The 14,615-nt window shown below is 67.4% G+C and carries 15 protein-coding genes; 11 read left to right on the plus strand and 4 right to left on the minus strand.

What is annotated here, in order from left to right:
* Positions 1 to 157: 157 nt before the first annotated feature.
* From JI752_RS18215 to JI752_RS18230, 4 genes are all read left to right on the plus strand, one after another.
* Complete coding sequence (locus JI752_RS18215; protein WP_216966844.1) at positions 158 to 787, plus strand: glutathione S-transferase family protein; 630 nt, start codon at positions 158 to 160, stop codon at positions 785 to 787.
* Positions 778 to 1,608 (plus strand): hypothetical protein, encoded by an 831-nt coding sequence (locus tag JI752_RS18220; protein WP_216966846.1) that lies wholly within the window; start codon positions 778 to 780, stop codon positions 1,606 to 1,608. The genes JI752_RS18215 and JI752_RS18220 overlap by 10 nt, the downstream gene beginning before the upstream one ends.
* A 357-nt stretch (positions 1,609 to 1,965) precedes the next feature.
* Positions 1,966 to 3,591: an oligopeptide:H+ symporter gene (locus JI752_RS18225; RefSeq protein WP_216966850.1), complete on the plus strand. Its 1,626-nt coding sequence runs from the start codon at positions 1,966 to 1,968 to the stop codon at positions 3,589 to 3,591.
* Positions 3,592 to 3,618: 27 nt separating this feature from the next.
* Positions 3,619 to 4,227, plus strand: a complete 609-nt coding sequence (locus tag JI752_RS18230; protein ID WP_216966852.1) for a rhomboid family intramembrane serine protease — start codon at positions 3,619 to 3,621, stop codon at positions 4,225 to 4,227.
* A 48-nt stretch (positions 4,228 to 4,275) separates the two neighbouring features.
* On the opposite strand, the gene JI752_RS18235 is transcribed toward JI752_RS18230, so the two are convergent.
* A complete protein-coding gene (locus JI752_RS18235; protein ID WP_216966857.1) occupies positions 4,276 to 4,458 on the minus strand; it encodes a hypothetical protein in 183 nt (60 codons plus the stop codon).
* A gap of 220 nt (positions 4,459 to 4,678) precedes the next feature.
* Here JI752_RS18235 and JI752_RS18240 point away from each other — a divergent pair, with 220 nt between their 5' ends.
* Positions 4,679 to 5,434: a hypothetical protein gene (locus JI752_RS18240; RefSeq protein ID WP_216966860.1), complete on the plus strand. Its 756-nt coding sequence runs from the start codon at positions 4,679 to 4,681 to the stop codon at positions 5,432 to 5,434.
* A gap of 45 nt (positions 5,435 to 5,479) precedes the next feature.
* The gene (locus tag JI752_RS18245) at positions 5,480 to 5,758 is read left to right on the plus strand and encodes a GNAT family N-acetyltransferase (protein WP_216966862.1); all 279 of its coding nucleotides are present in this window, start codon (positions 5,480 to 5,482) and stop codon (positions 5,756 to 5,758) included.
* A 589-nt stretch (positions 5,759 to 6,347) separates the two neighbouring features.
* Here JI752_RS18245 and JI752_RS18250 read toward each other — a convergent pair.
* From JI752_RS18250 to JI752_RS18260, 3 genes are read right to left on the minus strand one after another with little or no spacing between them, the layout of a single operon-like run.
* Positions 6,348 to 7,343 (minus strand): HupE/UreJ family protein, encoded by a 996-nt coding sequence (locus JI752_RS18250; RefSeq protein ID WP_216966865.1) that lies wholly within the window; start codon positions 7,341 to 7,343, stop codon positions 6,348 to 6,350.
* 17 nt (positions 7,344 to 7,360) lie between these two features.
* The gene (locus tag JI752_RS18255) at positions 7,361 to 8,242 is read right to left on the minus strand and encodes a peptidylprolyl isomerase (RefSeq protein ID WP_216966868.1); all 882 of its coding nucleotides are present in this window, start codon (positions 8,240 to 8,242) and stop codon (positions 7,361 to 7,363) included.
* A gap of 59 nt (positions 8,243 to 8,301) precedes the next feature.
* Positions 8,302 to 10,233 (minus strand): DUF3604 domain-containing protein, encoded by a 1,932-nt coding sequence (locus tag JI752_RS18260; RefSeq protein ID WP_216966871.1) that lies wholly within the window; start codon positions 10,231 to 10,233, stop codon positions 8,302 to 8,304.
* Positions 10,234 to 10,572: 339 nt separating this feature from the next.
* Between JI752_RS18260 and JI752_RS18265 the strand changes: the two genes are divergently transcribed.
* The 5 genes from JI752_RS18265 to cfa all read left to right on the plus strand — a co-directional run bounded on the left by JI752_RS18265 (position 10,573) and on the right by cfa (position 14,588).
* On the plus strand, positions 10,573 to 10,791 hold the full coding sequence (locus tag JI752_RS18265) for a hypothetical protein (RefSeq protein ID WP_216966873.1): 219 nt from the start codon (positions 10,573 to 10,575) through the stop codon (positions 10,789 to 10,791).
* Between the two features lie 70 nt (positions 10,792 to 10,861).
* Positions 10,862 to 11,365 (plus strand): nuclear transport factor 2 family protein, encoded by a 504-nt coding sequence (locus JI752_RS18270; protein ID WP_216966877.1) that lies wholly within the window; start codon positions 10,862 to 10,864, stop codon positions 11,363 to 11,365.
* 305 nt (positions 11,366 to 11,670) lie between these two features.
* Positions 11,671 to 12,423, plus strand: coding sequence for a pseudouridine synthase (locus tag JI752_RS18275; protein WP_216966880.1), 753 nt, complete (start codon positions 11,671 to 11,673; stop codon positions 12,421 to 12,423).
* A gap of 82 nt (positions 12,424 to 12,505) precedes the next feature.
* A complete protein-coding gene (locus JI752_RS18280) occupies positions 12,506 to 13,384 on the plus strand; it encodes a DUF3298 and DUF4163 domain-containing protein (protein ID WP_216966883.1) in 879 nt (292 codons plus the stop codon).
* A 76-nt stretch (positions 13,385 to 13,460) separates the two neighbouring features.
* On the plus strand, positions 13,461 to 14,588 hold the full coding sequence (cfa, locus tag JI752_RS18285) for a cyclopropane fatty acyl phospholipid synthase (protein WP_216966886.1): 1,128 nt from the start codon (positions 13,461 to 13,463) through the stop codon (positions 14,586 to 14,588).
* Positions 14,589 to 14,615 lie beyond the last annotated feature (27 nt).

Here is a 14,615-nt window from a genome sequence, read left to right on the forward strand (position 1 = left end):
GTGCGTGTATGGGCGGAGCGTCAACCTTCCGACGCGGGCGGTGGACGCGGCGCGAAATTCGCGCATTGGCGACGGCGGTAACACTCTGCGCATGCGCGGGGGCTTGGCGGCGCGCGCACGCGTGCGATCATGGCGCCTCGTTCCGGGGGAATGACGTATGTACAGCCTTTACTACTCGCCGGGGGCGGCGAGTCTGGTCGTCCATTGGTTGTTGATCGAGTTGGACGTGCCGCACGAGTTGCGCCTGGTGGACACCCAGGCCGGCCAGCAGAAGAGCGCGGAGTACCTCGCGCTCAATCCCAACGGCGTGGTGCCCACGCTGGTGGTCGATGGCCAGCCGCTGTACGAGGCCGCCGCGCTGGTGCTGCACCTTGCCGATCGCCATCCGCAGGCGCAGCTGGCGCCGACACTGGACGACCCGCAGCGCGGCGCGTACCTGCAGTGGATGCTCAACGTGGCCAACACGCTGCAATCGCCGCTGCGGTTGTGGTGGTACCCGCAGGACATCGACGGCGAACGTGCCGACATGGTGCGCGACGGCGCGCGGCGTCGCATCGAGGCGACGTGGGACCGGCTGGACGCGCACCTCGCGGCGAACGGGCCGTACCTGCTCGGCGAGCGCCTGAGCGCGGCCGACTTCTACCTGACCATGCTGATGCGCTGGACGCGCAGCATGCCGCGGCCGGCCCACGAGTGGCCGCATCTGGCCGCGCTGGCGCAGCGCATGAAGGCGCGGCCGTCGTTCCGCACGCTTTACGAACGCGAGGGGTTGACCGAATGGGCCTGAATCTTCGTTCCGTGATGGCTGCGGCGTGCGTCGTCGCGGCACTGTCGGCCAGCGGCTGCAAGGAAGTGCAGGACATCCGCGAGGAGCTGGGCTGGGCCAAGCAGCCCGATGCCCCGCCGCCCGCGCCCGTGGTGAGCCTGGACGACCGCTGGGTACCGGCCGAAACCGGCGTGGCCGATCTGAATCAGACGCAGTGGGTGCAGCGCTGGTGGCAGTGGGCCGGTCTTTTCGACCACTCCGCGCCGTACCAGGACAGGGACGGCAGCCGCTGCGCACTGCACCAGGACGGACCGGTGTGGTTCCTCGCCGGCACCGACGGCCGCTTCGACGCGGTGCGCAGTTGTTCGATTCCGGCCGACAAGCACGTGTTCTTCCCGCTGATCAACTGGATCGTCGCCTCCGACGACAGCGAGGTGAACGACACGGAAGCGCCGCCGACCTCGTGCACGCAGAAGCAGGCCAGCGCGGCGCGCCTGGCCGATCACGTCTTCACCGGACTGGTGCTGCTGGACGGCCGGCCCATCGGCGAGCTCAAACGCATGCGCGTGGCGGGCACGACGTGCTTCGCGGTCTCGGCCGATACGCCGGCCGCCGCAACCGACGGCTACTGGCTGATGCTCAAGCCGCTGCCGCCCGGACAGCACACGCTCGCCGTGGCCGCGGGCTATCGCGAAGGGCCGCGGCAGTCGATGCAGAACTTCCAGTACACGCTGGAGGTGCAGGGCGCGGCGGACGCGGACGGCGCGGCCGTCGATGAGACGGCGGTGGCGGAGGGCGAGGGCGGGGGTTCGCTGGACGACGCGGCGGATATTGCAGAGTAAGGCGTTTCAGGCCGTCGTCCTTCGACGGTGACACTCCGCCGGCCCTCACCCCAAGCCCCCTCCCGCCAGCGGGAGAGGGGCTATGGATGGCTGAGGCTCCGGAGTAGCCCTTCTCCCGCGCGCGGGAGAAGGTGCCGGCAGGCGGATGAGGGCAGGCGGCCGAGCACCGCGAAGGTGCGGTCCCCGCCGGTCCCGGCCCCGAATGCAAGTCTTCGCTTGCCGGCGCCCCCTTGGTACTCTCCGGGCACGGCGGAGCCTGACTCCGCCTGTTTTTTGTCCGCCGCCCGTGAATCGCGCGGGGCGGGCTCCCCGCCGTGCGAAGGGACTCGCGGCGACCACGAGCACAGGCACAACCGGATGACGATTCCCGCGACCGCAGCCCCGGCCGAAAGCAGCGCCAAGCTTCCGCGCCAGATTCCCTACATCATCGGCAACGAAGGCTGCGAGCGCTTCAGCTTCTACGGGATGCGCAACATCCTGGTGCAGTTCCTGGCCTCCAGCGTACTGCTGGCCTACCTGCCCGAAGCCGAGCGCGGCGGCATGGCGAAGGAGGTCTTCCACACCTTCGTCATCGGCGTGTACTTCTTCCCGCTGCTGGGCGGCTGGCTGGCCGACCGCTTCTTCGGCAAATACCGCACGGTGCTGTGGTTCTCGCTGATCTACTGCGCCGGCCACGCGTGCCTGGCGCTGTTCGAGAACCACCGCAACGGCTTCTACACCGGCCTGTTCCTGATCGCGCTCGGCTCGGGCGGCATCAAACCGCTGGTGGTGTCCTTCGTCGGCGACCAGTTCGACCAGACCAACAAGCACCTCGCGCGCAAGGTGTTCGACGGCTTCTACTGGATCATCAACTTCGGCAGCTTCTTCGCCTCGCTGCTGATGCCGATCTTCCTGCGCGAATACGGGCCGGCCGTGGCGTTCGGCATCCCGGGCGCGCTGATGTTCATCGCGACCTTCATCTTCTGGCTCGGCCGAAAGCAGTACATCAACGTGCCGCCGGCCTCGTCGGATCCGGACTCCTTCCTGCACGTCGCGCGCACCGCGCTGCTCGCGCCGGGGCAGGGACGGGCGGGCTTCATCGTCGCGATGGCCGGCTTCGCCCTGGCCGTCGGCCTGCTGCTGGGCTGGGCGCTGCATGCGACGGTGGGACTGTCTTGGTGGCCGGAGTCGTTCGGTTTCGTCATTTCCGCGTGCCTTGCGCTGGGCGCGGTCATCGCCTTCGGCGGCATCGGCACCTCGATGCAGCTCGATCGCGCCCGCGGCACGCATCCGGATGCCGCCGTGGACGGCGTGCGCGCCGTGCTGCGCATCCTGATCGTGTTCGCGCTGACCACGCCGTTCTGGTCGTTGTTCGACCAGAAGGCGTCGACGTGGGTGCTGCAGGGCAACCAGATGGCGATGCCGCACGATGCGTGGTGGTGGCCGAGCTGGCTGGTGCGCGACGCCGCGCAGATGCAGGCGCTGAACCCGGCGCTGGTGATGCTGCTGATCCCGTTCAACAACCTGGTGCTGTATCCGGCCCTCAAGCGCATGGGTTTCGAGCCCACCGCGCTGCGCCGCATGGGCGCGGGCATCGCGTTCTCCGGCGTGGCGTGGGTGATCGCCGGCGCGTTGCAGCTCTACATCGACGGGGGCGATCCGGTCTCGCTGGCGTGGCAGATCCTGCCGTACGCGCTGCTGACCTTCGGCGAAGTGCTGGTGTCGGCGACTGCGCTGGAATTCGCCTACAGCCAGGCGCCGCAGGCGATGAAGGGCGTGATCATGGCCTTCTGGTACCTGTCCAGCACCTTCGGCAGCCTGTGGGTGCTGCTCACCAACGCCGGCGTGCGCAACGAAGCGGTGATGTCGCACATCGGCAGCACCGGCCTGAGCGAGAACGCCTTCCTGATGTTCTTCTTCGCCCTATTCGCCTTCCTCGCGGCGGCGGCGTTCGCGCTCTACGCGCGGCGCTATCCGATGCAGGACAACTACCGCGCCGCCTGATCCGCCGACACTCCGGAACCGTAGCCGATGCTGACCTTCATCCTGATCGCCGTGACCGTGCTGGTGTCCTGGCTCGCATTCGAACGGCCCGCGTTGCTGGATCGCCTGATCCTGTGGCCGCCGGCGATCCAGCGAAAGAAGCAGTTCGACCGCCTGCTGACCCACGGCTTCATCCACGCCGACTGGTCGCACCTGCTGTTCAACATGATCACGCTGTACTTTTTCGGCCGCGTGATCGAAGCGGTGATGAGCCAGCTGATCGGGCCGATCGGCTTCGTGCTGTTCTACCTGTCGGCGATCGTGATCGCGATCCTGCCCACATACCTGCGTCACCGGCACGATCCGACCTACCGCAGCCTGGGCGCGTCGGGTGCGGTGTCGGCGGTGCTGTTCGCCTACATCCTGCTGCAGCCGTGGGCGCGGATCATCGTGTTCGTCCTGCCGATGCCGGCCATCCTGTACGCGGTGATGTACGTGGGCTACTCGTTCTGGATGGACAAGCGCGGCGGCGACAACATCAATCACAGCGCGCACCTGTCGGGCGCGATCTACGGCGTGCTGTTCATGCTGCTGATGGAGCCGCGCGTGGGCGCGATCTTCATCGAGCGGCTGATGAATCCGTCGTTCGGCAACTGAGCCGGGCGCGGTGCGCGAAGTCTTGGCCGGGCGTGACGCCCGGCGAGGTCACGCGGCGACGCGGGCGGTATCGGGTGCGGCTTCGCCGTAGGTCTGCATCAGGCGGGCGTAGACCTCCGCGTCGATCTGCGCGGTCTCCACGGTCTGGCGGCCGGCGCGGGCCAGCTCGTACAGGCGGGTCATCAGGGCGTCGTCACTGACGTGGTCGAGCGTGAGGTGGTGCACGTTCATGGCGGTCCTCCGGAGCGCGATTTCCGGTAATTGGTCACGCAGATTCCGTGCCACACGTCTATGAGTGGATTTTCGTGCCGGGACGTGACGCGCTCCGTCAGATCCCGTCGCGACGGGTTCGAACGGACTGACGCGTCGGGTCGGAATGGCCCCAGCGCTCACCCGGCATGAATGCCGCCCGTGGTATGCCCGAATTCCCGACAGTGCCAGGAGCCCAGGCATGGCGATGAGGAAGGCCGGCAAGAAGACGAGCGCCCGCAAGGCGGCCAGCAAGACCACGAAGAAGACCGCCCGGAAGGTCGCCAAGAAGGCCACCCGGAAGAGCGCGGCCAAGAAGGTCGCGAAGAAGACCACCCGCAAGACTGCCGCGAAGAAGGTCGCGAAGAAGGCCGTTCGCAAGGCCGCCGCGAAGAAGGTCGCCAAGAAGGCCGTTCGCAAGGCCGCCGCGAAGAAGGTCGCCAAGAAGGCCGTTCGCAAGGCCGAGGCCAAGAAGGTCGCGAAGAAGGCCGTCCGCAAGGCCGCAGCCAAGAAGGTCGCGAAGAAGGCTGTCCGCAAGGCCGCAGCCAAGAAGGTTGGCAAGAAGGTCGTCCGCAAGACCGCAACGACGAAGGCACCCGCGAAGAAAGTCCCGCGCAGGACCGCGACGCCGCGCCCGGTCGCGGGCAAGGCCGCGACGGCCGCCAAGCCGCCCGTCGTCCGCAAGGCGAGGGCGCCGCGTCGGCCGAAGATCACGCCCGAGCAGGCGCTGGCCAACACCCAGGAGCTGCTGGCCCTCAAGCACGAGCGCGACCACCAGCCGCAGCCGTGGCAGCAGCTCGATCCTGGCCATGCGCACGTGCCCAAGCCGGGCTTCCAGTCCGAGAGCGCGGCCGCCAAGGCCAACGAACTGCATGCCGCCGAATCCCGTCTGCAGGCGATCCAGGGCCAGATGGGCTCGCTGGATCGCAAGAACCAGGGCAAACGCGATGCGCGTTGAGCCGCTTGCGCGGATGATCCCGTTTCCTTCCCTCACGACGATGCCATGACCACGCACGAGATCGAGCACGACCCCGCCTCCGGCGTCTTCTCCGTCACGGTGGACGGCGAAATGGCGGTGCTGGAGTACCGCCGCGAGGGCGACCAGATGATCATCGCCCACACCGGCGTGCCCGATGCCATCGGCGGGCGCGGCATCGCTGGCGAGCTGGTGCGTGCGGCGTTCGAGTACGCCAAGGCGCAGGGCTGGCACGTCCATCCCCGCTGCGCCTATGCGGCGGCGTGGGTGGAGCGGCATCCGGAGTACAACCAGCTGCTTGTGTGACGGCCCGGAGTGGCGGTTTCCTGTGGCGGCGGGCGCCGGTACGACACCCGCCCAGGACGCCGCTTCCTCCGGCCCGTTTACCGCCTTCCCATCGACGCGGGTGCGTGGACAACGAGCGTAGCCCGGGTAAGCGAAGCGCACCCGGGGCTTAGAGCGTTGTAAGCGCCGCCGAGCAAAAAGGCCGGCACGCCGAGTTCGGAGCTCGGATCGCCGAGCAAAAAGCTCCGCACGCCGAGTTCGGAGCTCGGACCGCCGAGCAAAAAGCCCCGCGCGCCGAGCTCGGAGCTCGGACCGCCGAGCAAAAAGCTCCGCACGCCGAGCTCGGACCGCCGAGCAAAAAGCCCCGCGCGCCTAGTTCGGAGCTCGGACCGCCGAGCAAAAAGCCCCGCACGCCGAGCTCAAAGCTCGGGCCGCCGAGCAAAAGCCGGAACGCCCCGCAGAAGAAATGGCGCTCGCTACGCTGGAAGCCCGATGCGAAGGAGTGTCAACGCCGCGTAGGCGTAACCCGGCGCAGGCGGTAGGTCGCTCCTGCAACACAGCTCTGTCCAGCGTCTCGAAAGGGCTGGGCCCCGCGCCTGGCATCGATTGTTCACGCCGTGAACGATCCGACGCGGTCGATCACCCAGTACATGGCGACCGTTCCGATGGCGTAAGGAATCGCGTACTCGGCCCAGCGCGGCATCGACAGCGAAACGCGCCGCGCCAGCGCGATGATCATCAGCACCGCGCCGACGAACATCAGCTGGCCGATTTCCACGCCGACGTTGAACATCAGCAGCGCCACCGGGATCGCCTTCTGCGGCAAGCCCACTTCGGCCAGCGCACCGGCGAAACCGAAACCGTGCAGCAGGCCGAAAGTGAAGGCCACCACCCACGGTGCCCGCGCGGTCAAACCGGGGTTGCCCCGCAGACCGTGCACCACTTCAGCCGCCACGAACACGATGCTGAGCGCGATGATCGCCTCCACCGGCGGGCCGGGCACGTGCAACCAACCCAGCGTCGCGGCGACAAGCGTGATGCTGTGCGCGACCGTGAACGCTGTGATCGTCACGACGATGCGTTTGCCGCCACGCACGATCAGCAGCAGCGCCAGCACGAACAACAGATGGTCGATGCCCCCGAGGATGTGCTCGATGCCCAGCAACAAGTACGACCAGGCGATCTCGCCCGTTCCCGCGGGCGCTTCGACGGTGAAGACCGGATGCTCCGCGGCGAGGCGCTCGACCTGGCTGGTGCCGTCCTTGCGCTCGATTCGCACGATCACATCGGTGACGCCCACCGCCTTGCCTTCCAGGCGGATGGTCTGTCCCACCAGTCCGCCGGTGCGGTGGATCGTCCAGCGCTCGACGACGGCGTTCCCGGTGAAGGCGCTGCGGCGTGCGTTCACTTCTTGCGTGCCTTCTGGGAATTCAACCTGCAGCGACAGGCGCATGACATCGCTTTGTGCGGGCACTTTCCACAGGACTTCATAGCGGTCGTGCCCGGCTTCGCGCAGTTCCAGGTAGGCGGGGCGGAATACATCCGCATGGACCAGGCCGGAAAGCGCGCACAGCAGCAGGAGCCACCACCCTGAAACCGCTGGCATGCGGCACGAATGCGCCGTCATCGCGCGCCCGCCGATGGGACCGTGGGCGCCGGCGTCGCCTTGACGGCTCCTGCGCGGTCCAGATCCGCTTCCATCTTCACGGTGTAGCGTTTGCGCAGCGAGTCGTAGTACGCCTCGGCGGCCTGCCGCGAACGCGCGTGCAGCAGGTCGCGTTCGACGGCCTCTTGAACTTCGGCCAGGGCCGGAACGCGGCCCGGTGTACGCGCCTGGATACGTACCAGGTGCAGGCCAAACCCGGAGGGCACCGGGCCCGCCCAGCGACCCTCGGGCAAGGGCGCCAGTGCGTTCGCGAAGTCAGTGCCGAACGTTCGCGCCACTTCGCCGGTATCGGCCTGGGTCATGGCGGCGGGCAACAGGGTGGGATCTCCGACCGGCGCGTTCGGATCGCGCCGCAGCGCCGCCGCCGCCGATTCGATCACGGACACCAAGGCGTCGCCGTGTCGCGCAGGGTCGAAATAGATCTGTTGAAAGGTGTAGGACGCAGCCACGCGGTAGTCGTCCCGATGATCGCGCAGCCATGCCTGCAAGTCGGTCTGGCTGGGAACGTCGGCCGCCATGCCGTCGGTCAGCGAGGTCACCTTCTGCACCACGCGCCGGCGCACGATCTCGTCGTTGCGGTCGAGGCCTTCGGCGAGGCCCTCGCGGTAGAGGATCTCGTTGCGCACCCAGTCGTCGACGAGTCCCTGCAATTCCTCCCGCGTCGGCGGCCGCTGCCATGTGCGCTCGAACTGGGTCACCAGCAGTTGCACGCGCGACTGGTCGACCCGTACTTCATCGCGCGTCAGTGAAAGACCGCGATTGAGCCAGCCGTAGATCGCGAACAGCAAGGCGCCCAGAATGAGGAAGTGGAGCAGGGGTTCGCGCAGAAGGCGTCGCATGCGATGTCCGTCGAGGCCGTCAACGAAAAAGGAGCGGCGGACCGCTCCTTTTCCTGATGTCATCTGCTGGCTACCTGCGTGGCCGGTGTGTACCAGATAGGCGATGTGTAGGCGCGCTCCTGAGTGATCATCTTCACCTCTTTGGGCATCGTCACGTTGAAGCGGACGGCGTCGTACGCCGTCCAGCGCGGCGTCGGAATCTCGATCACGCGCACGTAGTACACCGCGCGCAGTTGCGGATCGAACTGCGGGTCCTTCCACGCCGCGGAAAGTTGCGGCGCACCGATGCTGTTGCTGTAGGTGGCGGTCTTGAGATCGACGGTGTTGCCCACCGCAGGCAGCTTGCCGTCCGCGCCCGGCTTGCGGTCGCCGGACCACGCCACGTCGTAAACCTTCTCTTGGCGAGCGCCTGTCGCATCGATCCAGCCCTTCACGATCTGGACGCGGTCGAGGTTGCCGCCCTCGGGGTCCTTCATCGCAGCCACCAGGAACGTGGGCGATTGCCCGGCCTGCATGGCCTTCAGATCGCCGCCCATGGGCACGCCGCGTTCGTAGCCTGCCTTGACCAGATCGGCCTTGACGTCGGTGTCGGCGAAATCCCAGCCGCCGAAGAAGCGCACGGTCATGCGTGGCCCGGTGGTGGCGTAGGTTTCCTTGCGCTTCATCGCGTCCCAAAGCGCGGTGCGGGTGTTCTCCGTCGCCCAGACCGCGGCGTAGCCGGAGGCGGTCTGCTCCCAACCCGGAATCGTCGCGACCGCGGTCTTCATGAAGGGATGCTCGAACCGTTTCGGCGCCGGTTCGCTGGGCGTGGTCTTGCCCCAGAAGTTGTTGTCGTCGGCGGTGCTGAGCGAGGTGTGCGAGTCGGTCGATCCGATCAGCCCGAACTTGTACGGGTTCACTCCCAGCTTCTGTTCCAGTTGCAAGCCGGTCTGCAGCGCCGTGCGTACATACTCGCCCTGCAGCATCGCGGGCTTCTTCGCCTCGCTCAGGTTGAGGTTGCCCTTGTCCCAGATCTCGAAGCCCGACATCTCGTCGTTGGTCGACAGCGCGGGGTGCGATTCACCGTCGCCTTTCATCTGCGTGGCTTCGTACAGCGGCTCCCAACGGATGCGGGTCTGTGCGTACTCTTTGGTCAATGGCTGTTTGCTCGCCGGGTTGACGTCCCACGGGAACATCATGCCGTTGGACAGGTTGCCGTTATGGGCGATCGCCAACACCTGCCCACCGGTCTTGTCCTGATAGGCCTGCAGCACCTTCCACAGGTCTTCCGGCGTGGTGCTGCCGGCAGGCGGATACGTCGTGAAGGGTTCCACCTGTCCTGCCTTGTCGCCGTTGTCGCGGAAGATGACGACACGGTGCAGGTTGTTGCCCGGCGGCACCTGCGAGGTCCATTCGTAGCCGATGAAGGCGGTGAACTTTCCCGGCTCGTTGTATTTCTCGGCGCCGTCGATCGTGGCCTTCCACGCGGCGCCATAAGCGGGCGTGCCGGGGGAATACATCAGCGCCTCGGGAAACGTCCCGCGCGAGAACTGGTCGATGATGTCCAATGCCGCCGCGTTGCCCTGGCCGCCCTTGATCATGTCGTACCACTTCTTGCCGGTCGGGTCGGCCAGCAGTTCCGGCTTTCCGGCGTACAGATCGGGGAAGAAGCCCATGCCGTCGGAATGATCGGCCACCACGAGGAAATCGAGCGGCCGCGACAGCTTGGCCTTGTGTCCGCTGGAGGCCATCACCTCTTCGCCGCGGGCGAAGCGGTACGCATCCTCGATGCCCAGACGATTGCCGAATGCCCCGGCATCCATCGACATCGCGGTATGCAGATGCGTGTCCCCGAAGTACACACGGGTCGGGTAGCCCTGGGCAGGCGCTTGTTCCGCGACCGCAGGGGGCGACGCCGCAGTGGTGGCCGTTTCGCGTTCGCCCTCGCCTTGGCTGCAGGCCGCAAGCGTCAGTGCCAGCGCCGAAACGCGCAGACCGTTCAAGCAGGCCATGAGTTGGCTCCCAAGCGACGCTGTGGAGAGGTCGTACCCGGAGCGATTCGGCGCCCGCAATGGTTAAAAGCAAATGAAGACCGATCGCGACCCATGACCGCCATTGGCCGATGGCGGACAGGGCGAGGGTAGGGGCCGGTCGGTGGCAACGCTCATGTCGGGCACAGCCGACATGCGGTTCGGTCCAGGCCCAGCACCGTGATTGAGTTCGCCGGCCATCGCCACATTCCCGGTTCCGTCGGCCCATTCCCCGATTCGTCGCATGACGGTTGCCAGCCGGTACCGGACGCTCGCAGCCTGACCTGCGCCGGATGTCCGGCATCGCCCTGCGAGTCGAACGTGAAGACCTTCATCGCCCTGCTGGCCTGGTGCCTGTTGCTGGTGCTGTGCTGGCCCCTCGCGCTGCTGGCCTTGGTGCTGTGGCCGCTGGTGTGGCTGGTTTGCCTGCCTTTTCGGCTGCTCGGCATCACGTTCTCCGCGATGTTCGCCTTGTTGCATGCGCTGCTGACGCTGCCGGCCCGTGTTCTGGGCTGGCGCCCGCGGCCGGTCCCCGCGTAAGCCCGGGCCCACTGCGCGCATTCCAGGGTTGGACACCACCAAGATCGATCGAATACAGGGATACGTAAGCATGAAGACGTTCATGTCAGTGATCGCCGCCGCACTGGTGGCCGTGGCCATGACGAGTGCGGCCGCGGCGGGAAGCAGTGACGATCAAGCTGCCACGCAACCGGGCGGTTCCTTGGAAGACACCGTGGCCGCACTCGACGCCGCGGTCTTCGACGCGTTCAACACCTGCAGCAACCCCGCGCAGCTGGACCGGCATGCCGGCTACTTCGCGTCGGACGCCGAGTTCTATCACGACACCGGCGGCGTCACCCGGTCGCGGACGGAAATGCTCCAGAACACCGCAAAGCATGTGTGCGGGAAGTTCCGCCGCGAACTCGTGCCGGGAACCTTGAAGGTGATCCCGATCAAGGATTACGGCGCCATCGAACAGGGGTCACATCGCTTCTGCCACTTCGACAGCGGCAAGTGCGAAGGGATGGCCGAATTCGTCATCGTCTGGCAGTACCGGAATGGACTGTGGAAGATCACTCGCGTGTTGAGCTTTGGGCATCGGCCGAACGAGTAGCCGGCACGCATGCGTAGCCCGGGTAAGCGAAGCGCACCCGGGAGCCTGCAACGTCGAAGCGCGATGCCGGGTGCGGCCTATACTCCAAACCGCCTTCCAAAAGGCGCGGAACTCGTCGCCGAGTTCGCCGCCAAGCTGGAGCGATAGCGTGTCCGCCCCGGCCGTTAGGCGCTGGGTCGTAGCGGGGCCGAAGCCCGGCGGTATGGGGGCGCTCCCGGCCCGCAAGGCGCCGACGGACGTACAATGCCGACCCCTGTCCCCCCGCACGCACGGCCGGGCCGCATGAGGCGGCGAAGGCGCGTGCCATGTATCTGATTCCAATGGAAACCCCTTCCTCCGGCAGCCGCAGGCTGAACAAGCACATCAGCGACACCGGCTTCTGCTCGCGTCGCGAGGCCGACGGCCTGATCGCCGAAGGCCGGGTCACGGTCAACGGCCTGCGGGCCCGCGTCGGCGCGGAAGTGGGCGAGGGCGACGAGGTGCTGGTCGACGGCCAGCCGCTCAAGGTCCGCACCGTCGCCAAGGGCAAGCGCCAGCACGTCTACATCGCGCTCAACAAACCGGTCGGCATCACCTGCACGACCGAGTCCACGGTGAAGGGCAACATCGTCGACTTCGTCGGCCACGACCGCCGCATCTTCCCGATCGGGCGGCTGGACAAGGATTCGGAAGGACTGATCCTGCTCACCAGCAACGGCGACATCGTCAACGAGATCCTGCGCGCCGAGAACAAGCTGGAAAAGGAATACCTGGTGGCGGTGAACCATGCCGTCACCGATGAATTCCTGCGCGGCATGGCGCGCGGCGTGCCGGTGCACGGCCAGACCACGCTGCCGTGCAAGACCGGACGGCTCAACAAGTTCGGCTTCCGCATCGTCCTGGTGCAGGGCTTGAATCGGCAGATCCGCCTGATGGCGGCGCACTTCGGCATGCGCGTGAAGCAGCTGATGCGCGTGCGCATCGGCAACGTCAAGCTGGGCCACCTCAAGCCCGGCCAGTGGCGCAACCTCACCGACGCCGAACTCAAGGGCCTGATGCCGCACCGCGACGCCTGGTGACGGGCACGGCGATCGTTAGCGCAACGTGATTCGGGCATCACGCCATCGCCGCTAACCTGCCGCTCATGCCAAGGGACTGACCATGAAGCGATTGCTCCTGCTGTTTGCACTGGCCGCGGCGCTGTCCGCGTGCAAGCGAGACCCCGAACCCGCCGCCCCCATCGCCACCGCGCCCGGTACCGCGCCCGCGGTTCCCGGCGAGCCGGCCGGCGCCGCGCCCGGCGTGACGCTGCAGGACGTTTCCGAAACCACGTCGGACTACATCATCGGCATCAGCTACCAGGTGCCGGCCGAGCAGTACCCGGGCCTGGCGGTGGAACTGAAGAAGTACGCCGATGCCGCGCGCGAGGATCTGATCGAAGCGGCCAAGGCGCGTGCCCAGCCCGGCGGCGCGACCAGCGCGCCCTATGACCTGTCGCTGAGCTTCACCGAGCTGATGCACACGCCCGAGGTGGTCGCCATCGCCGCCGACGGCAGCAGCTACACCGGCGGTGCGCACGGCGCGCCGCTGATCGCGCGCTTCGTCTGGCTGCCCAAGCAGAACCGCATGCTGGGCGCGCAGCAGCTGATCCCCACGCCCGCCGGCTGGAGCGCCATCTCCGACTACGTCCGCGAGCAGCTGCACGCCGCGCTCTCCCAGCGCGTGGACGCCGACGACCTGCCGCCGGAGGAGCGGGCGGAGGTGGTGAAGAACGCCTCGCGGATGATCGACGACGGCACCCAGCCGGACCCGGCGGACTTCGCCCTGTTCGAGCCGATGGCCTCGCCGGACGGGCGCCTGGGCGGGCTGCGTTTCGTCTTCGCTCCGTACCAGGTGGGGCCGTATTCGGACGGCACGCAGACCGTCGAAGTGCCGGTGGAGATCCTCCTGCCGCACATCGCCCCGGAGTACCGGGCCCTGTTCGCCGCCCCGGTGCCGGCGCCCGCCGACCCCGCTGGCGCCCCGGCCACTCCGCGCTAGGATTCTGTCTGTCCGCCCCGCGCGGACCCCGGCCCAGCCGGCCGGGACCATTGACGTCCATGCCGCCGGAGCCGCCATGTACGCATTGCGCAGTCGAGTAGAGCAGTTGCTGTCGTTGGCCGATATCCGCCTGGGCGGCGATCGGCCCTGGGACCTGCAGGTCGAGGACGAGCGGCTGTACGCGCGGCTGCTCGCCAAGGGCTCGCTCGGGCTGGGCGAGTCCTACATGGACGGCTGGTGGCGCGCGCTGTCGCTGGACGGCTTGCTGTACCGACTGCTGGCCGCTGACCTGGACCAGAAGGTGCGCGGCCTGGGCGTCGTCGTCGACGCCGTGCGCGCGCGCCTGACCAACCTGCAGAGCCGGCGGCGCAGCTTCGAGGTCGGCGAGCGCCATTACGACCTGGGCAACGATCTCTACCGCGCCATGCTCGGCCAGCGCATGGTCTACAGCTGCGCCTACTGGCGCGGCCGCGACGGCGCGCCGCTGCACGACCTGGATGCCGCGCAGGAGGCCAAGCTCGACCTGGTCTGCCGCAAGCTCGGCCTGCAGCCGGGCATGCGCGTGCTCGACATCGGCTGCGGCTGGGGCGAAGCGCTGAAGTTCGCGGCCGAGCGCTACGGCGTCAGCGGCGTCGGCGTGACGGTGTCGCGCGAGCAGGCGGCGTTCGCGCGCGAGTTGTGCGCGGGCTTGCCGATCGAGATCCGCCTGCAGGATTACCGTGAACTGGACGAGCGTTTCGATCGCGCGTTCTCGCTGGGCATGTTCGAACACGTCGGCGTGAAGAACTACCGGCGGTACTTCGAGGTGGCCCAACGCTGCCTGGGCGACGAAGACCTGTTCCTGCTGCACACCATTGGCAACAATCGCTCGGTGACGCACACCGATCCGTGGATCGGCAAGTACATTTTCCCCAACTCGATGCTGCCTTCGGCGGCGCAGATCGCGCAGGCCTGCGAAGGGTGGTTCGTGCTGGAGGACTGGCACAACTTCGGCGCCGACTACGACAAGACGCTGCAGGCGTGGCGCGCCAACGTGGAGCGCGCGTGGCCGCAGCTGGACGCGCGCTACGACGAGCGCTTCCGCCGCATGTGGCGGTTCTATCTGTCGGCGTCGATGGCGACGTTCCGCAGCCGGCATTCGCAGCTGTGGCAGCTGGTGCTGTCGCCGAAGGGTGTGCGGGGCGGGTATGTGGCGCCGCGGTGATATCTCCTCCCCCTGCTTGCAGGGGGA

Source organism: Lysobacter sp. MMG2, from assembly GCF_016735495.2.
GTDB lineage: Bacteria > Pseudomonadota > Gammaproteobacteria > Xanthomonadales > Xanthomonadaceae > Lysobacter_J.